We start from the raw sequence: 15,431 nt of genomic DNA on the forward strand, positions 1-15,431 counted from the left end.
CGCGCATTGCCGTCTGGAGAACAGCGCCGTTGCCAATTGTGGTCAAGCCGCCGGCCTATCCTACAATATGAACTTTCGGCTGATGCGCCTAGCTATTCGGCAGCGGCTGCACCGCGCCGAACAGCCAGCCGCGTAGCGACGAAATCCTTGACCTGATGAATGGCCTGTTCACGCGTGACGCTGCCTGGCTGCAGGCCAAGCCGCAACCACAGCCCGTCGATCAGGGCGGTGACGCCGAAAGCGATCTCGTCAGCATCGCGTGCCGGCGCCAGACCGCGCAGGCCAGACAGCAGGTTGGAGCGCATGCGCGCATGGATCACCTTCTGGATGCGGGCAAGCCTTTCGTCGCGCGGCACCTCCGCGCAAAGCGAAAGCCAGGCGTGGCAGAGGGACGGCTGGAAGAGATGCGGCTCGAAATTGCCTTCGATGATGGCCTCTATCCGTTGCATTGGCGTGCGCGCCTGTCTCAGCCGCTCGACCACCGCATGCCGCAGCACCAGGTTCGATTCGCGCATGGCATGCTCGAACAACTCCCGCTTGCTGTTGAAATAGTGCAGCACGATGCCCTTCGACGCGCCGGCCTGTGCCGCCACTTTTTCTATGGTCGCGCCAGCTATGCCTTCGCGCTGAAGCACGGCAAAGGCGGCTTGCCGCAGCTCCTTGCGGCGTATGTCGCTGAGACGCTTGAGTTTCACGGGCCGGGATCCTGCATCGAAAACCGACGTTGACATTTTTGTCCGCCGAGATCAATGATTGACCGTTGGGACAATTTAAAAACCGAATGGTCAACGTCGTTGGTGAAATGAGGAGAACCGAAATGCTTCGTAGCCTTGGAATAGGCGCCTCGCTCTGCGTCCTGCTGGCGATCCGGCCGGCCTTTGCGGCTGAACCTGAGCAATGCAAGGTCGTGCGCATGGCCGAGCCTGGATGGAACGACCTTGCCTTCACCACCGGTGTCACCAGCGTCTTGCTCGATGCGCTCGGCTACAAGCCGGCAAGCTCGCTTCTGGGCATCAACGTCATCTATGAATCCTTGAAGAACAATGATTTGGACGTGTTCCTTGGCTATTGGGATCCGGCGATGATCACCTACTATGAGCCCTATAAGAAGGACGGCTCGGTAGACGATGTGCGCGTCAATCTCGTCGGCGCCAAATACACCTTTGCCGTGCCGACTTACGTGTGGGAGGCCGGCGTCAAGGATTTTGCCGACCTGCAAAAGTTCGCCGACAAATTCGGCAGGAAGATGTACGGCATCGAGCCGGGCTCGAACCAGCTGATGATGGACGCCATCGCCGATAAGTCGCTCGGCCTCGATGGCTGGCAGGTCGTCGAATCGAGTGAAGCCGGCATGCTTTCCGAGGTCGGCTACGAGATCAAGGAAAAGCGCTTCATCGTCTTCCAGGGCTGGGCGCCGCATCCAATGAACACGATGTACGACTTCAAATATCTGAGCGGCGGCGACAAGTTCTACGGCCCGAACTTCGGCGCCGCGACGGTGACGACGCAGGTGCGCAAGGGCTATCTGCAGCAATGCCCGAATGTCGGGCAGTTGCTGAAGAACCTCGCCTTCGATATCGATTTCGAAAATCTCGGCATGGGCTATCTCATCAATGACGGTATGAAGCCGGAGGAAGCCGGCCTGAAGGCCCTCAAAGGGAATCCGGATAGGCTCGGCGCCTGGCTTGCCGGTGTCACCACATTCGATGGCAAGCCCGCGCTCGACGCGGTCAAGCAGCAGCTCGGCCTTTGATATCGGTCGATCAGGCTGGCTGGAACGGCCGCAAGCGCAAGGTCGGTGCCGGCTGCACTGAAACGGCCTGCGTCGAAATCGCCGGGCAGGAGCCCGCGCTGGTGCTGGTGCACGGCTTCTCCGACACGAGCCGCAGCTTCTCCTTGCTGGCGCCGCATCTCGCCGGGCGCCGGCTTATCATCCCAGACCTGCGCGGGCATGGCGCCTCGCCGGCCGGGACACGCGGCTTCGCGTCAGCGGATTTCGCGGAAGATGTGGTGAGTTTGATCGAGCGGTTGCGCCTCGAGCGGCCGGTTCTGGTCGGGCATTCCTTGGGCAGTATGGTGACGATCGAGGCAGCAGCGCGCTATCCCGAGATGATTGGCGGCCTGGTGCTGATGGCCGGAACGGTGCGGCCGCAGATCGGTGAGGATCACCCGATGACCATTGGTGTGCGGGCACTTCGAGACCCGATATCGCCGGCCGATCCGTTCTATGACTATTGGCATGCCTGCGAGGCCGAGGTTCCAGCGGACTTCCTGACCATGGTTGCAAAGGAGGCGTCAGCCATGCCGGCGGCACTTTGGCGAGCAATCCTGGAGCAGGTTCGGCGCGTCGATCTTACCGACAAGGCGCGTACGCTGCGCCTGCCGGCGCTTGTCATTGCTGGCGGGCGCGACCTGCTCTTCGACGAAACGCACCAACAGCGGCTCCTCGAAGAAATCCCTGCCGCGGAGTTCGTGGGCGCGGCGCGGTGCGGGCATAACCCGCACTGGGAGGATCCGGCATTGGTCGCGGCAGCCATCGCCCGATATTTCAAGGTCCGGAGTAAAGCTGGATCCCAGTCGACGGCCGACGCGACCGGCAGTCCGGGCTGAGAGCAGTCATGAACCTTTCCGAATATGTGGCGTTGGATGCCGTCGCCCTGGCCGGGCACGTTCGTTCGGGCGAACTGTCCGTTGTCGAGGTCGTCGAGGCGGCTATCGAAGCAATCCAAAGCATCAATCCCGCCATCAATGCCGTGACACTGATCGATGCGGACCGGGCGCTTTCCGCGGCGGCAAGCTGCAACCGGCACGCCGCACTCGCCGGCATTCCTTTCCTGGTCAAGGACACCGGCGTGAATGTGCGGGAGTGGCCGACGACGCACTCGTCGCTCTACTTCAAGGATGCCGCGCCGAAACCCGACAGCGAGATCGTCCGGCGCTGGCGGGCCGCCGGTCTGATCTTGCTGGGCAAGACAAACACGCCTGAATTCGCCAATGACTTCGTCACCGAACCCAGCTTTCGCGGCCCCACCTTGAACCCTTGGGATCTTTCGCTGACGGCGGGCGGCTCAAGCGGTGGAGCTGCTGCCGCGGTGGCAAGCGGCATGGTGGCGGTCGCCCACGGTTCCGATATCGGCGGCTCGATCCGGGTGCCGGCTGCCTGTTGCGGCGTGTTCGGCATGAAGCCGTCGCGCGGACTCACGCCTGTCGGCCCCTGTCGAGGTCAGGTCGGCGCCGGGCTCTACGCCGACAACGTCCTGTCCCGCACCGTTCGCGACAGCGCCGCCATGCTGGACATAACTGCCGGTCCAGAACAAGGAGCGCCTTACTCCGTGTCAAAATCGGTGCCGTCCTACCTGGACTGGCTGTCTTCGCCCGGCGAGCATCTGCGCGTCGCGTGCCTGGCGCACCGGCCGGATGGCGCGCCGGTCGCGCCCGAGATCGAGGAAAAATTACGTCAAGCCATGGTCCTCCTCGAGGATATGGGGCACGAGGTCACACAGGCGCGTTTCCCGCGGGAAGGCAGCGCCGAAGCGGACTGGAGCATCTTCTGGATGTCGGAGGTCGCGCGGCTGGTTGACGAGCGCGCCGACGAGATCGGGCGGATGCCGGGGGCCGGCGAAATCGAAAGCCTCAGTCGTCACGCGCTCGACTGTTTTCGACGGTCCTCGGCCGCCGACTATCTCAGGGCGCAGGACCATGTGCACAGCGCTTCGCTGGCGATGGCGAGGGCGTTCGATGCGTTCGACCTGATCATGACGCCGACCACGGCCGGCCTGCCGCCCCGGCTTGGCGCCATCCATGGCGATGGTGCTCTCTTTGATTACGAGGCTTGGGCGAGCCGGGCTTACGGCTTTGCGCCTTTCACGGAAATCTTCAACGTCACCGGCCAACCGGCCGCCAGCCTGCCGCTGTTCCAGTCGAAAGGCGGCCTGCCGATTGGCATCCAGCTCATTGGCCGCAAGAACGAGGATCACCGTCTGCTGCGCGTTTCCCTTGACCTGGAGCAGGCAACCGCATGGACGGCGCGTTACCAGGCGATCCATGCCAGACACTTTCAGGCATGAACCAGGAGGCTCCGGCGACGTAGGAGGCGTCGACGATGTTGGTTCATACCGAAATTGGGTGCTGCCCGAGCAGCGATCGCGCCGTCGGTAACAGACGCAAAACCTCCGCGGGCCTGGCGAATTCCCGTTGTACGGTCTGCTGAAGCGCCTGCCAGTCTGGGGAGGCGGCCAAGGCCGCCTCGTGGCGGGTATGCGCCTCGGCGCTGTCGAAACCCGTGACGCTGATGAAGACGTTTTCGCTGGCCCGCACCGGCAGCCGCGGAAAGCTGTTTTCGGCATGCTCGGTGACGAAGGCGGCGAGCGGTTGTCCGCCAAGTGCGGCAAGAACCGGAAGAGCCTCGGTCTGGAAATCCCTGGCGAAGCCGGCTTCGAGGCCCGGTCGCAAATGATGAATCCTGATGACAACAATTGCCTGTAAAGCACTGCTTGTGCTTGGTTCTTCGAGATCCGTCTGGGGTACTCGTTGCGATCCCGAGAGGTCGAAGCCGGCGCCCGGCCAAGCCGGTTTCAGCAGCAGCACGTCGTCGGAATCGATCATCGTGGCGTTGGCGGCGTTGCGCCAGGCCGCCCACACCGGCCCGTCATAGAAGGCGGCCAGCGCATGCTTCCGCGCGATCATGCCGTCGAAGCCGCGCAACCAGACGAACATATCTGGCCGGTCGAGGTCGCGGAACTGGCCGATGATGGTCATCCCCGCGGTTTCCTGGCCCTCGATCAAATGATTGTCGAAGATGCCGATCAGCGTCTCGCGTCGGCCAGGTTTCAGCGTGTATTGCCGAAGTTCGACGACGGGCGAGGCGAGCAGATCGGATTTAGGCGCGGCATTCAAAGGCAGGTTCATCGCTCGATCTCAAAAACAGGACAGTCATCCTGTTTTACAAAACAGACCGGTTGTCCTGTTTTGTCAATCTGCTATCGTGTGGAAATGTCAGCAGAGACCACAGCCCGCCCAAAGGCGCGGGCTAAAAAACGCACCAATGACCCCGAAGGCATGCGCAAAAAGGTGCTCGATGTCGCCGAAGAGGCGTTTCAGGCACGCGGCTATCACGCCTCCAGCATGGGCGACCTGATGGCGACGGCGGGCGTCACCGGCGGCGCGCTGCACCACCATTTCGCGACCAAGAAGGCGCTGGCGCTAGCAGTCATCGAAGAGCGGGTCGCCGCCGCCGTCGAGGAGACCTGGATCGCGCCAGTGCGGAGGGCCGGCTCGGCGCGGGAGGGCGTGCGCGCCGTGTTCGCGGCCGTCGCGGCGGAGCTGGAGCAGCAGGGATTCGTGCGCGGCTGCCCGCTCAACAATCTGGCGCACGAACTGTCGCTTGCCGATCCGGATTTCCGCATTGCCCTTGCCGACATTTTTTCGGCCTGGCGTCAGGCGATTGCCGACAAGATCAGGGCCGACCAGCAGGCGGGCCGGGAGCAGGGCACCGATCCGCAGCGCTTCGCAGCGCTCGCCGTCGCCACCTATTCCGGCGCCATGTCGATGGCCAAGACCGCACAGGACACAAGAGTGCTGCGCGACTGCCTGATGGCCTTGGAACAGGGAGTCACGAGGCGACGTCGCAGGATACTCCACAAAGCCCCTTGACGCCGGCAGGACAGAGGCGCCGCCGTCGCTCACTATGACCGAGGTGGGGAGGCCGAGCTCTTAATTCGGCAGCGGCTTGATCAGCTCGTAGCCGACCACGCTTTCGGCGCTGGTGCCCTCGTCATAGCGCCTGGCCACAACTGCCTGCAAGTCGGGTGCGTAAAGCGCGGTAAACTCGTCCCGCGTCTCGCCGGCCTCGCTCCTGATCGTCTGCTTGACCGCGAGCACGGAGTATTTGCATTCACCCAGGCTGAACGTCTCCTTGCCCTTGACGTTGATCTCCAGCGTCTCGGTGCCCTTCGGCGGCTTGTTCGGTGCGAGGCGGGCAAACACGATCTTGTTCTTAGCCCCCGCCTTCAGCGGGAACACCTTCCTGAGATCGGAAAACGGGATCATCGCCAGCTGCCCCGTGCTGCTGTCGCGAAACACCTCGATCAGTCCGCCGAACAGGTACTGCGACTGCGGCGATTGCGACTGGTATTTGTTGGCAACGGCCACCATTCCGCCCGCTGCCCGTCGAAATTCGCTGTGGATGCCAGGCCTTTCGAGAATGAAGCCGGCCTTGGCCGATTTGACGTCGATGCACTCGGCGCCATGCGCTGCGCTCGTCACCGCCAGAATGGCCATTGTCATGCCGATGGATGCAGTTTTCATGCCGTCCTCCTCTGCCCGCGCAAGTTGAATGCCGAAAGCAATGCCAGACCTGGGAGAACGTGTCGACATACTTTGCGAGCAACTGGACTGCCGATCCGCGTCGTGCTGAATTTTAGCGCATGATGCATCGCATTCCCGCCCTACCGGTTTCTCGGCGCAGCTTCCTGATGCAGGCAGCGGCCGTTGCCGCGGCCGGCGCCGTTTCGCGCCCGGCCTTCGGCCAGACCGGGCAGCGCATCCCGCCGATCGACGCCACCTTCCTGTTTATCGCTGATGTCCATGCCTGCCGAATGGCGAACGGATTGAGCCCGCATTGCGAGCAGGAGGGCAAGACCGACGCTGCCTTGCTGCGCAACGTCGCCGCACTCAACGGCGTCGGTGACAGACAATGGCCGGCTGAAATCGAAGGCGTTGCCACCGGCCTGCGCTCGACGGGCAACATCGGCACGCCGCTCGGCCTCGTCGTCGGCGGCGACATCACCGATGACGGCGGCGGCCAGATCACCCAGCCCAGCGAGGGCACGCAGCTGCTTCAGTTCAGCCAGCGCTACCAGCAGGGCGTCGGCCCCGACCGTGTGCACATGCCCGTCTATGTCGGCCTCGGCAACCACGACCTCGACCAGAACGGCCCGCGCTCGCATGTCGACTGGTACCGCCGCGAAATGCGCGACTATGTCGAGGTCAACCACCGCCCCGGCGTGTTCTTCAAGCCGCCTGCGCCGGCGACCGACTACGACGTCGAGACCGACTGCTATTCATGGGATTGGGGCGGTCTGCATCTTGTCCAGACGCACCGTTTTGCCGGCGATACCGGCCACGGCGCCGCCAACAGCCTGCCATGGCTGAAGCAGGATCTGGCGACCTATGCCGGCGACGGCCGCCCGGTCATCCTGTTCCAGCATTATGGCTGGGATACTTTTTCGATCGAAAGATGGGACGCCGCCGAGAGAACCTTCGACGACAGCGGCACGGGTCCGCCGCATTGGTGGAGCGAAGTCGACAGGCAGGCGCTGCTGGCCGTGCTGAAAGGCTACAATGTCGTCGGCATCTTCCATGGCCACCAGCACGCAACGCCGATGATCTACCGCCGTGACGGGCTCGACTTGTTCAAACCGAAGGCCGCCTTCATGGGCGGCTTTGCCTTGGCGCGGGTGACCGGAAACAGCATGGATGTGGTGCTGGGCGAAGCCGCCGGAAATCATGGCGAGGTCACCTTCACCAATGCATACAGCAAAAGCCTGACTTTCTTACGGTAAGAGAGGGCGCAAAAAAGGCGGCCGAGCCGCCTTTTTCCTGGTTCGCGAAGGGGGCCAGTGTCAAAGCGCCTTCTTCACCTTGTCCTTCACGTCGCCGTAAGCCTTCTGCATCTTGCCGGTCGCCTTGTCGACGTCGCCTTCGGCCTCGGTGCGCCTGTTGCCGGTGGCCTTGCCGGCGGCCTGCTTGACCGAGCCCTTGGCTTGCTTGGCGACGCCTGCCACCTGATCCTTGTTCACCATCGCGCATCTCCTGGAGTTCGGGAGTTTTATTTGCGAGGCAAACGGTCAGGCACCGCTTCGGTTCCATGCATCGCCGGACAACCGGTTGCACCCGGCGCGGTAATGCGGCTAGGCTCTGCCCGGGGGCATTTCGATGCGTTTTCGCCTTGCCTGTGCCGTTGCGACGTCCATGCTTTTGGCAGGCTGCGTCGCCGATGATGTCGGGCCGATCAACGTCTTTACGCCCGAAGCCGGCAGGCCGTCGCCGGCTTTCATTCCAGATCCGGGCGACGACGGCTCGACTGTGCTCGGCCTCGCCTTCTCCGGTGGCGGCACCCGGGCCGCGGCCTTCTCCTACGGCGTTCTGCGGGCGCTGGACGACATCGTCATCGACGAGCAGCCGCGGCGGCGCACGCTGGTCGATGACATCAGGATGATTTCCGGTGCATCAGGCGGCGCGGTGACTGCCGCCTATTTCGGCTACAAGGGCGAGGACGGCTACCGCGACTTTCGCGAACGGTTCCTGATCCAGAATGCTGAGGCCGACCTTCGAACAAGGCTGTCGCCGTTCAACCTTGTCCGCGCCTACTATGGCGGCGTCAATGACCGCAGCGGTTTTGCCAAATGGCTGAACGACAATCTCTTCGACGATGCGACATTCGAGGCGTTCGCCAAGCCGGACCGGCCCATCATCTGGATCAACGCGTCCGATATCTATAACCGCACGCCATTTCTGTTCAGCTACGACACTTTCGCGGCGCTTTGTAGCGATCTCGACAAGATGCGGTTGGCTGATGCGGTCGCGGCTTCCGCTGCCGTGCCGGTGGTCTTCGCGCCGATCGTGGTTTCCGCCACCAGCCCGGATTGCGGCTACCGCAGGCCGCAATGGTTGAGCCGGGCACTGGCCGATCACAATGCCTCGATCAGGCTCAAGGCCTATGCCAGCGCGCTCGATTCCTATCAAAACGCCGATCCCCTCGACTATGTGAAATTGCTGGACGGTGGTCTGACCGATAATCTCGGCGTCACCGGCTTTACCCTGGAGCGCTCCGCCGCCGGCACCCCCTATGGTCCGCTGTCGCCGGCCGCCGCTGTCCGGTTGAGGACGCTGCTTTTCATCGTTGCCGACGCCGGCGCCGACAACGACGTGAGCTGGGCCAAGTCTATCCACGGACCGCGGCTTAGCGAGTTGCTCGACGCCGTGACGAGCACCACCATGGCGGCCGCGGTGCGCGACGAAGCCGACGCACTGAAGCTGGCCGTCTCGCAATGGCGCGGTGAATTGGTCCGCTACCGCTGTGCTTTGCCGACCTCGACCGTGGCTGCCTATCGCGGCTCGACTGCCGGCTGGGATTGCCGCGATGTTGAACTCGTGGTCCAATATCTGTCCTTTGCCGACCTCGACCAGGCGACACAGGCCAAGCTGAACGCTGTCCCGACGCGGCTGAAATTGCCGGTCGATCAGGTCGACCTCACCATCGCGGCCGGTCGCGAGGCGCTGCTGGTCAATACGGATATCACCAAGGCGGTCGCCGCCATCCGCGCTCGCGCCGGCGTCACGCCGGGGGCACAATTGGCCGCGGCACAAGCAAACTGAGCCGCTGGGCTCGACACGGAGAGACCATCTTGGCTGAATTCACGCTCTTCATCGGCAACAAATGCTTCTCGTCCTGGTCACTGAGGCCATGGCTGGCGATGAAGCATCTGGAGATACCGTTCGAGGAAGGTTTTGTGCGCCTGCGCACGCCCGAGACCGCCGCCAATCTGGCCAGGATATCGCCGACCGGCCAGGTGCCGGTGCTGAACCATCGGCTGCCGAATGGCGAGATCCGGATCGTCTGGGAAACCCTTGCCATCCTTGAATATCTTGCCGACCTGTTTCCCGACAAGAAGCTCTGGCCGGCCGATATCGGCGCTCGCGCGCACGCCCGCTCGGCGGCGACAGAGATGCATTCCGGCTTTCGCGAGGTCCGCTATGGCTGGCCGATGAATTTGCGCCGGCCAAAAGGCCACAAGCCGCTCGACGCCGAAGGTGAGGCGCAACGGGCGCGCATCGAGGATCTGTGGCGGCAATGCCGGGAAAAATACGGCAAAGGCGGGCCGTTCCTGTTTGGCCATTTCACCGCGGCCGACGCCATGTACGCGCCGGTCGTCACCCGCTTCGACACCTATGGCGGCACGCTGGCGCCCGACACCCGCGCCTATGTCGATGCCGTGCTTTCGATGCCGGCGATGCGCCACTGGTATGCGGAGGCGGCGAAGGAGCCATGGCCGGAGCCCGGCCCCGACGAATGAGCCGAGCAACCGGCGAGCTGGTCTTCCACTTCGCGGCCCGCGGCCTATCTGAAGATCGGGCAGGGGCTTTGGAGACTTCACAATGACAGCTGTTTCTTCCGCACTGGCCGGCAAGGTCGCGCTTGTCACCGGCGCCTCGTCGGGCATCGGCGAGGCAACCGCTGTGGCGCTGGCGGCCGCCGGGGCAAAGGTGGCGATTGCCGCCCGCCGCGCCGATCGCCTCGAAGCGCTGGCCGCGCGTATCGAAAAGGCCGGCGGCACGGCACTCCGTATCGCGGCCGACGTCACCAGCAACGACGATGTCACCGCCATGGTCGACAAGGTTGTCGCCGAATGGGGCCGCCTCGACATCCTCGTCAACAATGCCGGGGTGATGCTTCTGTCGCCGGCCGCCGAGGCGGTGCTCGATGACTGGCGCCGCATGGTCGAGCTCAACCTGCTGGCGCTGATGGGTGTCACCAAAGCGGCGCTGCCGCATCTCAGGGCCGCCAAGGGTCACATCGTCAATGTCTCGTCGGTCGCCGGCCGCGTCGCCAATCCCGGCGCCAGCGGCTATGCCGCAACCAAGTTCGGCGTCGTCGGCTTTTCCGAATCGCTGCGCCGCGAAGTCTACTCCGACAAGGTTCGCGTCACCGTCATCGAACCCGGCCTGGTGCGCACCGAGCTCGGCGACCATATCACCAATCCGACGGCGAAGACTGGGCTCGACCAGCGGCTCGCCGCCATGGAGGCGCTGGCCGCCGAGGACATCGCCGCGGCCATTCTCTACGCCGTGAGCCAGCCGGCGCACGTCAACGTCAACGAGATCGTCATCCGCCCGACCGACCAGGAACGGTGAATGACGTCGGATCGTTTCGTTAGACTTCGAATCCCGCCCGCAGGAAATCGCCACACTCCTCGACCAGCCGGGACGGGTCCCTCGCAAGGTAGACGCCGAAATCCGCCATCGGCGCCGGCGGCAGGTTGAAGCGTCCGTTGAGGCTTTGGCAGTCGGGCGGCAGTCCTTCCTGCAGCAGAAGGCCGATGCCAAGCCCGGCCCTCAGCGCCGAGATCAGCGTCGCGAAAGTCGACACGCGGCAGCCGATCTTCCAGCCGAGCCCGGCCTCGGCGAGCGAGGCCAGCATTCTGTCCTGCCAGGAGCAGGCGCCTTCGAAGATGACCAGCGGAAGCTCGACCTCGTCATCGATCTCGATCATGCGGCTTGCCGCCCAGACCAGCTGTCGTGACAGATGACCTCGCGGCGCCTTTGTGAAGCGCGCCGGATCGGCCATGACGATGTCGCATTTTCCTTCGCCCAGCGACTTGCTGAGATCGGCGCTGCTGGCCGATGTCAGCTCGATCTCCACGGAAGGATGCCGGCGGCGGAAGTCGGCAATGATCAGCGGCAGCCGTGTCACCGCCAAATCCTCGATGATGCCCAGCCGGACACGGCCGACCAGCCTGCGGCCTTCTATCTCGCGCCTGGCATCGTCGCCGATCGCGATGGCCTTGCGGGCGAAGGCGAGCAGGATCTCGCCGGCCTCGGTCAGCGTCACGCCGCGCGGCGAACGGCGCAGCAGCTCGGCGCCGACTTCACCCTCGAGGCGCTGAAGCTGCATGCTCACCGCCGCCTGGGTGCGGGCAAGTCGATCGGCCGCCCGGCTCACCGTTCCCGTATCGGCCACGGTGACGAAGGCGCGCAGCAGCCTGACGTCGATATCTCCAGTCATAAGAATTCCTGATAGCTGTGTCAGCACTATCAGGCTATCCGAAAGCCCGATCTGAATTCAAGGTCCGCTTGCACGAACGAAAACAGGAGCAGCCACCTTGTCCTACAGAAGAAGATTTGAGGAGTTCGGTGTCGCCTGGCCGTCGCTCGAGCGGCCTGCTTTGCCGTTCTCGCCGACGGTTCGGGTCGCCGACATCGTCTATGTCTCCGGTCAGATTCCCGAGATCGCGCAGGAGATCGCCGCGATCGGCCAGGTCGGCAGAGAGATCGATCTGGCTGCTGCGCAGAACGCCGCCCGGCTCTGCGCGGCCAACATCGTCTATTGGCTGGACAAGGAACTGGACGGCAATCTTGACCGTGTCGTGAAATTCGCCAAGCTGACCGTCTATGTGAATGCGACGGCCGGCTTTTCGGCCTATTCGGAGGTCGGCAACGGAGCATCCGAATTTCTGCTCCATGTTTTCGGCGAGCGTGGCGAGCACGCCCGCTGCTCGCTCGGCATGGCCGGCTTGCCGGCCAATGTTCCGGTCGAAGCCGACGCTATCGTGCATGTCCGCTAGGGAAGTCGCTCGAAATAGCCAGTGAAACCAGCAGGAGGCTTGGCTTGATGGATGCAAATCTTGAGGGGCGGAGGGCGCTTGTTCTCGGCGGAGGCAAGGGCCTCGGTTTCGGCGTTGCCGAAGCGCTCGCGGCGAAAGGCGCCGAGATCATCCTGGTCGGACGAGGGGAGGCGACCCTGGATGTGGCGCGGCGCGCGATCGAGGCCGCCGGCCACATCTGCTCGACCTTCAGCGCCGACCTCTCCGACCACGACAGCGTCTCCCGGCTGATCCATGCCGTCGAGGACGAGCATCAGCGGATCGACATCATCCTGCTCAATGGCGGCGGCCCGCCGCCCTTCGCGGCCAGCGTCTTCGATGCGAGCGTCTGGGAGAAGCAGTTCACCAGCATGGTGCTGAGCCAGATGCGCGTTGCCATTTCTTTCCTGCCAGGCATGCGGGCGCGGCGCTGGGGACGCATCATCGCCGTTTCCTCGACTTCCGTCCGCGAGCCGATCCCCGGCCTTACCGCCTCGAATGCGCTGCGTGCGTCGCTCGCTGGCTGGGCCAAGACCCTGGCCGGCGAAGTGGCGGCGGACGGCGTTACCGTCAACCTGTTGCTGCCTGGCCGTTTTGCGACGGACCGGACCAAACAGTTCGACGCCATGGACGCCGCCGACAGGGGTGTCGACGCTGCCGTGATCGCCGCCGAGAGTCAGGCCGATATCCCGGCAAAGCGCTACGGCACTCCCGCCGAATTCGGTGCGGTTGCAGCATTCCTGGCCAGCGACGCCGCCGCCTATATTACCGGCGTGGCTTTGCCGGTGGATGGCGGGCTCAGTCGCGGCATGGTGTGAGGAGCAGGGGGCGGCGGCGCGAATGGTCGCATCACACAGGAACGCCCCTCGTGCCTTTTATCTGCGCGGGGGGCGTCCTGGTGGTCGTCCGCCTTTTCTCAAGATCGCTCTTTCGAGAACGGCGTTCGACACCGAAAAAATGCTCCGGCGCCAAAATGGTTCCCGGCTAAGTGGTTTTTTCGGCGGGCAATAGCCCGGTTTTCGCTGTCGTATTTGCCGCCGCCGCGCATCTCCACGAGTGTTGCAAATCAAAAAAATTGACACAGCGCGCAAAGAAGTCTACAAGAATTTTGTCGATGTTTGTTTGACCGACTTTTGTTATCCGCGTGCCGAGGCGCGCCTTTGACGAACTTCCCCATCAAAATCGAGACAAACGTTGTTGTGCATCCGCATGACGGCGAACGAATATTTGCCATGGAAAGGGTTCGTTATGAGCACAGGCACAGTTAAATGGTTCAACGCCACCAAGGGTTTTGGTTTTATTCAGCCTGACGACGGTTCTGCCGACGTTTTTGTCCACATCTCAGCCGTCGAGCGCGCCGGAATGCGCGACATCGTCGAGGGCCAGAAGCTTGGCTACGAGATGGTCCGCGACAACAAGTCGGGCAAGATGTCCGCCGACCAGTTGAAGGCGGCCTAAAACGGAATTCAGCCTCACCGGTGACCACGGATGTACTGGCACCGGTGAATGGCAATTCCAGCGCATGGTCGCGGGGAGGTTAAGCCCCCCGCTCATGCGCATGAGAAGAACGTTTCTTTGCGCGTCTCTCGGGATGCGCGGGCGCTCTCATGGAAGGTCAGGCGGTGCCTGGCCTTTTTCATTTTTGCGCTTCGACCGCCGAAAGAGCGCTGCTCGACGGCCCGGACGTGCTAAGAGGCTGTTTCGAAATTCGCTCTGACGGCCATCAGACGGCCGTCAGAGTAGAATTTCCAAACGGTCTCTGAGGACGTTCCAGCAATTTGAAACCGGCTGCCGTATTGCTTTGTGCGGGATCCTGGCCGAAAGACCAATCTCGCCACTTTTCGGCGGCGCGCTCCGAACCGGGAGAAAGACCTTGACCGCAACTTCAAAAAGACCCCGCGACCAGGCCGAATCCATTTTTAGCAAGACGCGGACCCAGTCGATGTCGCTCGACCGCATCAATTCCGAACGGGATGCCGTCAGCCAGGCGCGCGAAGCCAAGACCGCGCGGCTGCGCGAACTGCGCCTGGAAAAGGAAGCCGATGACATGGCGGCAGCGGTTGCGCTCGCGGCCTCGCCGAAACGCGCGGGCAAACGCTGATGGCCACCAAACGCGTGCCTCAAAAGGCGATCGCCGCCGATTCGACCATCGCCGATGTCGTGGGTGAGCTCGACAAGCCGGTCGAATATGTCCGGCGCGTGCTCGAAAAGCTCGAGCGCTGCCGGCGTGTCCACGGCGATGCCCAGGTGCGGCTCGGCGTGCGCGGCCGTGCCGAATGCCCCAATTATCTGATCGAATACGTCCGGGAAAACGCCAAGACGCACGAGCGCGTGACCTATCAGGACGCCGCCTACAGCGGCAGCACGCATCGCGAGCTGGCGCCCCGGCACATCGAGGAGGCCAGGAACTGGTCGCCCGAAGAAATGAACATCACGGCCGTTTCGGCGCTCATCGGCCGCCTTCGCAATCCGAATGCGCCATCATCGCGTTTCTCTGACGAGGATTGATATGGCAATCAAGTTTTCCGCCAAGGGCCAGCCGGCCGCGCCTACTGCCGCCGTGAAGCCGGCCAAGCCGGCCGCCGCACCAAAAACCGGTGAAGCCGCCGAAGCGGGTACCGATCTGTTCAGGTCGCCGGCCGAAGCACCGCCGCGCAAGCCGAAGAAGAAATAGCACCCTTGCAGCAAAATGCCGGCCGGAAATCTGCGCCAAGGCTGCTTGCCCTGGCGGTCGCAGAGGATTTTTTGTCGCCACAAGAGGGCGCCGATCCGGTTGCCTTCGATTGCCAGACCTGTGGCGCCTGCTGCGCCTACTCGTCAAGATGGCCGCGCTTTTCAACCGAGGATGACGCGCAGCTCGACCTTATCCCGCAAAAATACGTGGCTGCCGATGAAGCCGGCATGCGCTGCGACGGCGCGCGCTGTTCGGCACTGTGCGGCGAGGTCGGCAAGTCGACCGCCTGCGGCATCTACGAGATCCGTCCCGACGTCTGCCGCGCCTGCATGCCGGGCGATGACGACTGCCTGATGGCGCGCCTGGCTCACGGACTGCCGGTGGTGTAGTGACGG

Annotated in this window: 20 protein-coding genes; 15 read left to right on the forward strand and 5 right to left on the reverse strand. The window is 63.4% G+C overall.

The window, feature by feature from the left end; all coding sequences use genetic code 11:
- Positions 1–92: 92 nt before the first annotated feature.
- Positions 93–695, reverse strand: coding sequence for a choline-binding transcriptional repressor BetI (gene betI, locus NKH37_RS26825; RefSeq protein WP_352472649.1), 603 nt, complete (start codon positions 693–695; stop codon positions 93–95).
- A 122-nt stretch (positions 696–817) separates the two neighbouring features.
- Between betI and choX the strand changes: the two genes are divergently transcribed.
- Genes choX through NKH37_RS26840 form a run of 3 tightly spaced genes read left to right on the forward strand, consistent with a single transcriptional unit; the run spans position 818 to position 4,067 of the window.
- Entirely contained in the window at positions 818–1,753 is a 936-nt protein-coding gene (gene choX / locus NKH37_RS26830; RefSeq protein ID WP_353005252.1) for a choline ABC transporter substrate-binding protein, read from the forward strand.
- Complete coding sequence (locus NKH37_RS26835) at positions 1,750–2,610, forward strand: alpha/beta fold hydrolase (protein ID WP_353005253.1); 861 nt, start codon at positions 1,750–1,752, stop codon at positions 2,608–2,610. The genes choX and NKH37_RS26835 overlap by 4 nt, the downstream gene beginning before the upstream one ends.
- Positions 2,611–2,618: 8 nt before the next feature.
- Positions 2,619–4,067 (forward strand): amidase, encoded by a 1,449-nt coding sequence (locus NKH37_RS26840; protein WP_352481758.1) that lies wholly within the window; start codon positions 2,619–2,621, stop codon positions 4,065–4,067.
- 43 nt (positions 4,068–4,110) lie between these two features.
- Here NKH37_RS26840 and NKH37_RS26845 read toward each other — a convergent pair whose 3' ends face one another.
- Complete coding sequence (locus tag NKH37_RS26845) at positions 4,111–4,908, reverse strand: NIPSNAP family protein (RefSeq protein WP_023722738.1); 798 nt, start codon at positions 4,906–4,908, stop codon at positions 4,111–4,113.
- Positions 4,909–4,992: 84 nt separating this feature from the next.
- On the opposite strand from NKH37_RS26845, the gene NKH37_RS26850 reads away from it, so the two are divergent.
- A complete protein-coding gene (locus tag NKH37_RS26850) occupies positions 4,993–5,652 on the forward strand; it encodes a TetR/AcrR family transcriptional regulator (RefSeq protein ID WP_036245857.1) in 660 nt (219 codons plus the stop codon).
- Between the two features lie 60 nt (positions 5,653–5,712).
- Here NKH37_RS26850 and NKH37_RS26855 read toward each other — a convergent pair whose 3' ends face one another.
- Complete coding sequence (locus NKH37_RS26855; RefSeq protein WP_352481756.1) at positions 5,713–6,306, reverse strand: hypothetical protein; 594 nt, start codon at positions 6,304–6,306, stop codon at positions 5,713–5,715.
- A 119-nt stretch (positions 6,307–6,425) separates the two neighbouring features.
- Between NKH37_RS26855 and NKH37_RS26860 the strand changes: the two genes are divergently transcribed.
- Positions 6,426–7,562: a metallophosphoesterase gene (locus NKH37_RS26860; protein ID WP_352481755.1), complete on the forward strand. Its 1,137-nt coding sequence runs from the start codon at positions 6,426–6,428 to the stop codon at positions 7,560–7,562.
- Between the two features lie 60 nt (positions 7,563–7,622).
- Here the strand turns inward: NKH37_RS26860 and NKH37_RS26865 are convergent, their stop codons facing one another.
- Positions 7,623–7,802 carry a CsbD family protein gene (locus NKH37_RS26865; protein WP_352481754.1) on the reverse strand — a complete coding sequence of 60 codons (180 nt, stop codon included), beginning with the start codon at positions 7,800–7,802 and terminating at the stop codon, positions 7,623–7,625.
- Positions 7,803–7,935: 133 nt separating this feature from the next.
- On the opposite strand from NKH37_RS26865, the gene NKH37_RS26870 reads away from it, so the two are divergent.
- The 3 genes from NKH37_RS26870 (at position 7,936) to NKH37_RS26880 (ending at position 10,914) form a co-directional block, all read left to right on the forward strand.
- Complete coding sequence (locus tag NKH37_RS26870; RefSeq protein WP_023722743.1) at positions 7,936–9,378, forward strand: patatin-like phospholipase family protein; 1,443 nt, start codon at positions 7,936–7,938, stop codon at positions 9,376–9,378.
- Between the two features lie 29 nt (positions 9,379–9,407).
- Positions 9,408–10,076, forward strand: coding sequence for a glutathione S-transferase family protein (locus NKH37_RS26875; RefSeq protein ID WP_023722744.1), 669 nt, complete (start codon positions 9,408–9,410; stop codon positions 10,074–10,076).
- 82 nt (positions 10,077–10,158) lie between these two features.
- Positions 10,159–10,914, forward strand: a complete 756-nt coding sequence (locus NKH37_RS26880; protein ID WP_353005254.1) for an SDR family NAD(P)-dependent oxidoreductase — start codon at positions 10,159–10,161, stop codon at positions 10,912–10,914.
- Between the two features lie 19 nt (positions 10,915–10,933).
- Here NKH37_RS26880 and NKH37_RS26885 read toward each other — a convergent pair whose 3' ends face one another.
- Positions 10,934–11,785, reverse strand: a complete 852-nt coding sequence (locus NKH37_RS26885) for a LysR family transcriptional regulator (RefSeq protein WP_352481751.1) — start codon at positions 11,783–11,785, stop codon at positions 10,934–10,936.
- 97 nt (positions 11,786–11,882) lie between these two features.
- Here NKH37_RS26885 and NKH37_RS26890 point away from each other — a divergent pair, with 97 nt between their 5' ends.
- The 7 genes from NKH37_RS26890 to NKH37_RS26920 all read left to right on the forward strand — a co-directional run bounded on the left by NKH37_RS26890 (position 11,883) and on the right by NKH37_RS26920 (position 15,425).
- Positions 11,883–12,344, forward strand: coding sequence for a RidA family protein (locus NKH37_RS26890; RefSeq protein ID WP_031195259.1), 462 nt, complete (start codon positions 11,883–11,885; stop codon positions 12,342–12,344).
- A 47-nt stretch (positions 12,345–12,391) separates the two neighbouring features.
- Positions 12,392–13,180: an SDR family oxidoreductase gene (locus NKH37_RS26895; RefSeq protein ID WP_353005255.1), complete on the forward strand. Its 789-nt coding sequence runs from the start codon at positions 12,392–12,394 to the stop codon at positions 13,178–13,180.
- Between the two features lie 430 nt (positions 13,181–13,610).
- On the forward strand, positions 13,611–13,820 hold the full coding sequence (locus NKH37_RS26900) for a cold-shock protein (protein ID WP_010915421.1): 210 nt from the start codon (positions 13,611–13,613) through the stop codon (positions 13,818–13,820).
- A gap of 415 nt (positions 13,821–14,235) precedes the next feature.
- The gene (locus NKH37_RS26905) at positions 14,236–14,463 is read left to right on the forward strand and encodes a hypothetical protein (protein ID WP_352481748.1); all 228 of its coding nucleotides are present in this window, start codon (positions 14,236–14,238) and stop codon (positions 14,461–14,463) included.
- The gene (locus tag NKH37_RS26910) at positions 14,463–14,870 is read left to right on the forward strand and encodes a hypothetical protein (RefSeq protein ID WP_023722751.1); all 408 of its coding nucleotides are present in this window, start codon (positions 14,463–14,465) and stop codon (positions 14,868–14,870) included. The genes NKH37_RS26905 and NKH37_RS26910 overlap by 1 nt, the downstream gene beginning before the upstream one ends.
- A gap of 1 nt (position 14,871) precedes the next feature.
- Complete coding sequence (locus tag NKH37_RS26915) at positions 14,872–15,036, forward strand: hypothetical protein (RefSeq protein WP_352481746.1); 165 nt, start codon at positions 14,872–14,874, stop codon at positions 15,034–15,036.
- Positions 15,037–15,107: 71 nt separating this feature from the next.
- The gene (locus tag NKH37_RS26920) at positions 15,108–15,425 is read left to right on the forward strand and encodes a YkgJ family cysteine cluster protein (protein WP_502895891.1); all 318 of its coding nucleotides are present in this window, start codon (positions 15,108–15,110) and stop codon (positions 15,423–15,425) included.
- Positions 15,426–15,431 lie beyond the last annotated feature (6 nt).

Source organism: Mesorhizobium sp. M1217 (genome assembly GCF_040318275.1).
GTDB lineage: Bacteria > Pseudomonadota > Alphaproteobacteria > Rhizobiales > Rhizobiaceae > Mesorhizobium.

What these genes read in the sequence shown, in the direction of transcription:
- choX (WP_353005252.1), top strand. Translation starts at nt 818, where the DNA reads ATGCTTCGTAGCCTTGGAATAGGCGCCTCGCTCTGCGTCCTGCTGGCG.
- NKH37_RS26855 (WP_352481756.1), bottom strand. Translation starts at nt 6,306, where the DNA reads ATGAAAACTGCATCCATCGGCATGACAATGGCCATTCTGGCGGTGACG.
- NKH37_RS26840 (WP_352481758.1), top strand. Translation starts at nt 2,619, where the DNA reads ATGAACCTTTCCGAATATGTGGCGTTGGATGCCGTCGCCCTGGCCGGG.
- NKH37_RS26870 (WP_023722743.1), top strand. Translation starts at nt 7,936, where the DNA reads ATGCGTTTTCGCCTTGCCTGTGCCGTTGCGACGTCCATGCTTTTGGCA.
- NKH37_RS26885 (WP_352481751.1), bottom strand. Translation starts at nt 11,785, where the DNA reads ATGACTGGAGATATCGACGTCAGGCTGCTGCGCGCCTTCGTCACCGTG.
- NKH37_RS26860 (WP_352481755.1), top strand. Translation starts at nt 6,426, where the DNA reads ATGATGCATCGCATTCCCGCCCTACCGGTTTCTCGGCGCAGCTTCCTG.
- NKH37_RS26865 (WP_352481754.1), bottom strand. Translation starts at nt 7,802, where the DNA reads ATGGTGAACAAGGATCAGGTGGCAGGCGTCGCCAAGCAAGCCAAGGGC.
- NKH37_RS26880 (WP_353005254.1), top strand. Translation starts at nt 10,159, where the DNA reads ATGACAGCTGTTTCTTCCGCACTGGCCGGCAAGGTCGCGCTTGTCACC.
- NKH37_RS26845 (WP_023722738.1), bottom strand. Translation starts at nt 4,908, where the DNA reads ATGAACCTGCCTTTGAATGCCGCGCCTAAATCCGATCTGCTCGCCTCG.
- NKH37_RS26910 (WP_023722751.1), top strand. Translation starts at nt 14,463, where the DNA reads ATGGCCACCAAACGCGTGCCTCAAAAGGCGATCGCCGCCGATTCGACC.
- NKH37_RS26915 (WP_352481746.1), top strand. Translation starts at nt 14,872, where the DNA reads ATGGCAATCAAGTTTTCCGCCAAGGGCCAGCCGGCCGCGCCTACTGCC.
- NKH37_RS26895 (WP_353005255.1), top strand. Translation starts at nt 12,392, where the DNA reads ATGGATGCAAATCTTGAGGGGCGGAGGGCGCTTGTTCTCGGCGGAGGC.
- NKH37_RS26850 (WP_036245857.1), top strand. Translation starts at nt 4,993, where the DNA reads ATGTCAGCAGAGACCACAGCCCGCCCAAAGGCGCGGGCTAAAAAACGC.
- NKH37_RS26900 (WP_010915421.1), top strand. Translation starts at nt 13,611, where the DNA reads ATGAGCACAGGCACAGTTAAATGGTTCAACGCCACCAAGGGTTTTGGT.